The following is a 6000-nucleotide window of genomic DNA, read 5'->3' on the forward strand; positions in this document are numbered from 1 at the left end:
TGGTATTTACCGAGTATGTATGAATTAACAGGGGTTTTTGATGGAATTTTTGCTTGAGTTTTCGGAGTTTAGCTTTTTTTAAAGTTAACAATGTGGATAAATAGAGTGCTGATTGATCTTTGTACAATTGAGAATTGAGTTGTTTTGGTTAGTTTTAAATGTGTCTGTATTATCATGATGCTTATTGTAAGTTGATGTATTTTATTGCTTTATGATCTTTGGTGGTGAGTGTGTCTTGTTGCGCAAATATAGCTTGTTGAATAAATGATCGCTTGTTTTAGGCTTTTTCACATAGTTATACACAGAAAAGGTGAATAAATGTGGAGTAGGTCTCACCTTGATGTGAATAACGATATAATTGATGAATAGTTATCCATAACTGTAAGATTCGGCGATAATTTCTGTGCTAGTCACACTAGTAAGTTTGCTCCGCTTGGGGATATGTGGAAAAATTACCGCAATTAAAGATTATATTAGAGGTTGGCCAGTGATAGATGGCGATGGTTACCGCTTAAATGTGGGTATTGTAATCTGTAACAACCATGGTCAGGTCTTCTGGGCTAAACGATACGGACAACATTCATGGCAATTTCCTCAAGGAGGAATTGATGACGGTGAAACACCTGAACAAGCTATGTATCGAGAGTTGTATGAAGAGGTAGGTCTTACTAAGAAAGACGTAAAAATCATAGCGACAAGTCGACATTGGTTAAGATACAAATTACCAAAAAGATTAGTTCGCTGGGATTCAAAACCTGTTTGTATCGGTCAAAAACAGAAATGGTTTTTACTGCGATTGGATTGCGATGAATCTAGAATCAATATGCAACGCGGTCATTCCCCTGAGTTTGATGGTTGGCGCTGGGTGAGTTACTGGTACCCAGTGCGTCAAGTGGTCTCTTTTAAGCGCGATGTTTATCGCAGAGCAATGAAAGAGTTCGCATCCATGGCTATGCCATTTAAAGAACGTCGTGCTAAAGGCAAACGTAAAACACGAAGAGGGTAGAGATGCTTTCGCAACTAAGGGACATAGTTGAACAAGTTTCAAGAGTAGAGAACGTTCATGCAGCGTTGCAACTTTTGGTCAAACAAACTTGCCTCGCTATGCACACGGAATGTTGTACGATCTACCTAGCGAATGAAGAGATGCAGCGCCTTGAGTTGATGGCAACTCAAGGCTTGCGCTTTCACGGCAATAAAATTCATATTAACTTTAGTGAAGGTTTGGTAGGGCTGGTCAAACGAAGTGCCGAACCTCTAAACCTTGCTGAAGCTTCCAAACATCCAAACTTTAAGTACTTCTCTCAGTTAGGTGAAGAGGTTTATCAGAGCTTTTTAGGTACACCTATCATTCATCGCAAGCAGGTGCTTGGTGTGCTGGTCGTGCAGCAAAAAGAGCCCCGTTTGTTTGATGAAATGGAAGAGTCCTTTCTAGTGACTCTTGCTGCTCAGTTGGCGGTGATTATTGCTCATGCACAAACTCAAGGGCAGTGGCGCCTAGAAAAGACGCAGCAAGCGATTCGCGGTATTCCTGCATCATCAGGCGTTGCGATTGGTCAGTTCTGGTGGGATAACAGTCAACCACTGCTATCAGATGTGAGTCCAGCTTCTGCACTGGATATTGAGCGCGAACAAGAGTGGCTATTACTGGCGATTGAAGCAGCACTAACTGATTTTCGCCGCATGCGTAAGAAGTTGGATAGTGAAATCAACAAAGATACGTTAGCGATTTTCGATCTGTTTACCCACTTGCTTAATGATCCCATGCTACGCAAAGACCTGAAAGCGCAGATCCAAAAAGGTGATCGAGCGGATTGGGCTGTGCGACAAGTGGTCGAAACCTACTCCAGCCGGTTTGCACGCATGTCTGACACGTATTTGCGCGAACGAGCGCAAGATGTGCGTGAGTTAGGGCAGCGGCTACTTTATTTTTTGCATAACACCGAGAACGAGCAGCAAACTTTTGAACAACCCGTAATTTTGGTGGTTCGTGAGCTGACGGCTTCGTTGTTGGCGTCGATCCCGAAAGATCAGTTGCTCGCGGTTATCTCTCTTGAAGGCGCGGCTAACTCCCATGCAGCGATTCTATCGCGGGCGCTAGGTATTCCAGCGGTCATGGGGGTGAGCTTAAATCTCAATACCATCAATGGTAAGCAAGGCATTGTTGATGGCTACAGCGGCAAAATACTGATATCGCCAAGCCGACAGTTACTCAAAGAGTACCGAGCCCTCGCAAATGAAGAGCGAGAGTTGGCTAACATGGTTAACCAGCGCATCGAAGAGCCGGCATACACCAGTGATGGTGAGCGAATTGAAGTATTGCTCAATGCAGGGCTCAGTGCTGATGCCAATATTGCGGTGAATCAAGGTGTTGATGGCGTTGGCTTATACCGAACCGAAATCAGCTTTTTATTACAGCACCGTTTTCCTTCAGAGGAAGAACAGACACATCAATATAAATCGGTGATGGCGACTTACCCTGACAAACGGGTAGTCATGCGTTCGCTTGATATCGGTGGCGATAAAGCGTTGCCATATCTGCCAATAGAAGAAGATAACCCTTTCCTTGGTTGGCGTGGGATTCGCTTTACTCTCGATCATCCTGATATTTTCTTAATGCAGATCCGCGCGATGATGAAAGCGAGTGCCGAAACGCAAAACCTGAGTATTTTGTTGCCTATGGTTTCAGGGGCGCAAGAGTTGGATGATGCCTTGCTGCTGATTGAGCAAGCGTACAGTGAAGTTGTCGCGATCAACGCAAGTATTGCTCGTCCACAAGTCGGCATTATGATTGAAGTGCCATCTATGCTCTACCTATTACCATTGCTGGCTGACAAAATTGATTTTGTGTCGGTTGGTACCAACGATTTGACTCAATACTTACTGGCAGTTGACCGGAACAATTCAAGGGTCTCTAACGTTTATGAAAGTATGCATCCTGCAGTCATTATGGCGTTGGATCATATTTACCAAACCTGTAAACAGTTGAAACTACCTGTGTGCATTTGCGGTGAGTTAGCGGGTGATCCGATTGGTTCGTTGCTGTTGGTTGGGCTTGGGTATCGCAGTTTAAGTATGAATACTTCAAACGTAGCCAAAGTGAAGTACTTATTAAGACACACAAGAGTTGATGAATTAGAGTCGCTTGCTAGCCAAGCACTAACGCAGCCTTACGGCAATAACATCTATGCGATGATGCAAGACTTCTTTGAGCTAAAAGGCTTCTCTGGATTTATTCGTGCGGGTAAGAAATAAGGAAAAATAGTGAACATTGAGCTGCTGCTATTAATGCTTGTATTAGGCTCTTTTGTCGGTGTGATGGCGGGGTTGCTAGGCATTGGCGGTGGATTGATTGTTGTGCCTGCGCTTTTGTTTCTGTTGCCACAAGCCGGTATTGAACCTGCGATCAGTATGAATATCGCGTTGGCGACATCACTATCTACCATTATTGTCACATCGGGCTCTTCAGCGTTAAACCATTTGAAACTTGGCAATGTTGATATGTTTGTCATCAAATGGCTGATGCCCGGCGTGGTGGTTGGTGGTTTTGTTGGGGCAAATATTGCTGAATGGATCCCAACCGAATACTTACCTAAAGTCTTTGGTGTCATCGTTCTCTTCCTTGCTTTACAGATGCTATTGTCTATCAAAAATGCCAATGAGCGGAGCATGCCTTCTAGTGCAAAAATGGTTGGCTATGGTACTGGCATTGGCGTTATCTCAAGCTTAGCGGGTATTGGTGGGGGCTCTTTGTCAGTACCATTTCTTAATCGCCATGGCGTTGAGATGCGAAAAGCGGTAGGCTCTTCCTCGGTGTGTGGCTGTGTTATTGCCATTTCAGGCATGCTAGGCTTCATTCTTCATGGCTATAGTGCGGAAAACTTACCAGCGTACAGCGTGGGCTATGTTTATCTACCAGCACTTGCAGCCATCGCATCAACTTCAATGCTTACAACACGTATTGGCGCAAAAATGGCAACAACGTTGCCTACTGCTGCATTGAAAAAAATATTTGCACTATTTTTGATGTTTGTCGCTGGAACTATGTTGTTATAGCGCAATCTCATATAAATCTTCATTAAAAGAGTAGTCTTCTTATGTCTCAGGGATATTTCCAGTTTCCTAATATCGATCCTGTCTTGGTTTCCATCGGTCCATTATCGATTCGTTGGTATGGTTTGATGTATTTAATTGGGTTTGCTTTCGCTTTATGGCTGGCAAACCGACGTGCGGATAAGCCGGGTAGTGGTTGGACTCGAGATCAAGTCTCTGATCTGCTCTTTGCGGGTTTCTTAGGGGTGGTTATTGGCGGACGCGTAGGTTACGTGCTGTTTTATAACTTCGATTTGTTCCTACAAGATCCCCTATATTTGTTTAAAGTATGGACCGGCGGTATGTCGTTCCATGGTGGCTTGCTCGGCGTCATTTCTGCCATGTTCTGGTACGCACGCAAGAATGGGCGCACCTTCTTTGGTGTAGCCGACTTTATTGCACCGCTCGTTCCGTTTGGATTGGGGATGGGACGCCTTGGTAATTTCATGAACAGTGAATTATGGGGGCGTGTTACAGACGTGCCTTGGGCGATTGTTTTCCCGAATGGTGGTCCGCTTCCTCGTCATCCATCTCAGTTATATGAAATGGCGTTAGAAGGTGTAGTGTTGTTCCTTATTCTAAACTGGTTTATTAAAAAGCCACGACCTCTTGGATCCGTGTCAGGGTTATTCCTCGCTGGATATGGTACATTCCGCTTCCTCGTTGAATATGTACGTGAACCCGATGCGCATTTAGGTTTATTTGGCGGCTTTATCTCCATGGGTCAAATTTTATCGCTACCAATGGTTATTCTTGGTGTGTTGATGATGGTATGGGCATATAAGCGCGGTCACTACAAAGACGAATTACCCCAACAGAAAGCGAAGTAAGGAATTGGTGTGAAACAGTATTTAGATCTCTGTCAGCGTATTGTTGACCATGGTGAATGGGTTGAAAATGAACGTACAGGCAAACGCTGCCTGACGGTGATTAACGCCGATTTAACCTATGATGTGGCTAACAATCAATTCCCACTAGTGACGACACGCAAGAGCTTCTGGAAAGCGGCTGTAGCAGAGCTTTTAGGTTATATCCGTGGTTATGATAATGCAGATGATTTTCGCAAGCTGGGGACGAAAACCTGGGATGCGAATGCAAACCTTAACCAAGCATGGCTAGATAACCCTTATCGTAAGGGGGAAGATGACATGGGGCGTGTATACGGTGTTCAAGGTCGTGCATGGGCGAAGCCTGATGGCGGACAAGTTGACCAGCTGCGCAAGATTGTTGATGACTTAACTCGCGGTATCGATGATCGCGGTGAGATTCTTAACTTCTACAACCCAGGTGAATTCCATATGGGTTGTTTACGTCCGTGCATGTATAGCCACCACTTTTCGCTATTGGGTGATACTTTGTACCTAAACAGCACTCAGCGCTCTTGTGATGTGCCACTAGGGCTGAACTTCAACATGGTTCAGGTCTATGCCTTCCTTGCGATTATGGCGCAGATAACCGGTAAAAAAGCAGGTGTTGCGTACCACAAGATTGTTAATGCCCACATCTATGAAGATCAGTTAGAGTTGATGCGTGATGTTCAGCTTAAGCGTGAGCCCCTGGCTCCTGCTACATTCCACATTAACCCTGAAATCAAATCACTCGAAGATTTAGAAACCTGGGTAACATTGGATGATTTTTGGGTAGAGGGATATGAATCTCACGATCCAATCAAATTCCCATTCTCTGTATAATCTAAAGATTCAATTAGAAAGCTGACCTAGTGTCAGCTTTTTTTATGCCACTAGCAAAGCGCTACGCATTAAAGTGCTATGCATAATTTGCATTAAAGCGAGCACATACAGGTTGACGTTACTTGTACTCTAAAAGAGAGTCTTCCCAAGACCCCAAGACCCCAAGACCCCAAGACCCCAAGACCCCAAGACCCCAAGACCCCAAGACCCCAAGACC

5 protein-coding genes are annotated in these 6000 nt (G+C 44.6%); all 5 read left to right on the forward strand.

What is annotated here, in order from left to right; genetic code table 11:
- The first annotated feature begins 487 nt into the window (after nt 1-487).
- The 5 genes from rppH to H2O73_RS16370 are packed head-to-tail and all read left to right on the forward strand — an operon-like array spanning nt 488 to nt 5783.
- The gene (rppH, locus tag H2O73_RS16350; protein WP_182110006.1) at nt 488-1006 is read left to right on the forward strand and encodes an RNA pyrophosphohydrolase; all 519 of its coding nucleotides are present in this window, start codon (nt 488-490) and stop codon (nt 1004-1006) included.
- A 2-nt stretch (nt 1007-1008) separates the two neighbouring features.
- Nucleotides 1009-3255, forward strand: coding sequence for a phosphoenolpyruvate--protein phosphotransferase (gene ptsP, locus H2O73_RS16355; protein WP_182109997.1), 2247 nt, complete (start codon nt 1009-1011; stop codon nt 3253-3255).
- A 33-nt stretch (nt 3256-3288) separates the two neighbouring features.
- Complete coding sequence (locus tag H2O73_RS16360; protein WP_220457632.1) at nt 3289-4056, forward strand: sulfite exporter TauE/SafE family protein; 768 nt, start codon at nt 3289-3291, stop codon at nt 4054-4056.
- A gap of 41 nt (nt 4057-4097) precedes the next feature.
- A complete protein-coding gene (gene lgt / locus H2O73_RS16365; protein WP_182109999.1) occupies nt 4098-4922 on the forward strand; it encodes a prolipoprotein diacylglyceryl transferase in 825 nt (274 codons plus the stop codon).
- 9 nt (nt 4923-4931) lie between these two features.
- Complete coding sequence (locus H2O73_RS16370) at nt 4932-5783, forward strand: thymidylate synthase (protein WP_182110000.1); 852 nt, start codon at nt 4932-4934, stop codon at nt 5781-5783.
- The last annotated feature ends 217 nt before the right edge of the window (nt 5784-6000 follow it).

Origin of the sequence: Vibrio marinisediminis (assembly GCF_014050145.1) — a bacterium.
GTDB lineage: Bacteria > Pseudomonadota > Gammaproteobacteria > Enterobacterales > Vibrionaceae > Vibrio > Vibrio marinisediminis.

Coding starts and splice junctions, on each gene's coding strand:
- lgt (WP_182109999.1), top strand. CDS start 4,098: ATGTCTCAGGGATATTTCCAGTTTCCTAATATCGATCCTGTCTTGGTT.
- ptsP (WP_182109997.1), top strand. CDS start 1,009: ATGCTTTCGCAACTAAGGGACATAGTTGAACAAGTTTCAAGAGTAGAG.
- H2O73_RS16360 (WP_220457632.1), top strand. CDS start 3,289: ATGCTTGTATTAGGCTCTTTTGTCGGTGTGATGGCGGGGTTGCTAGGC.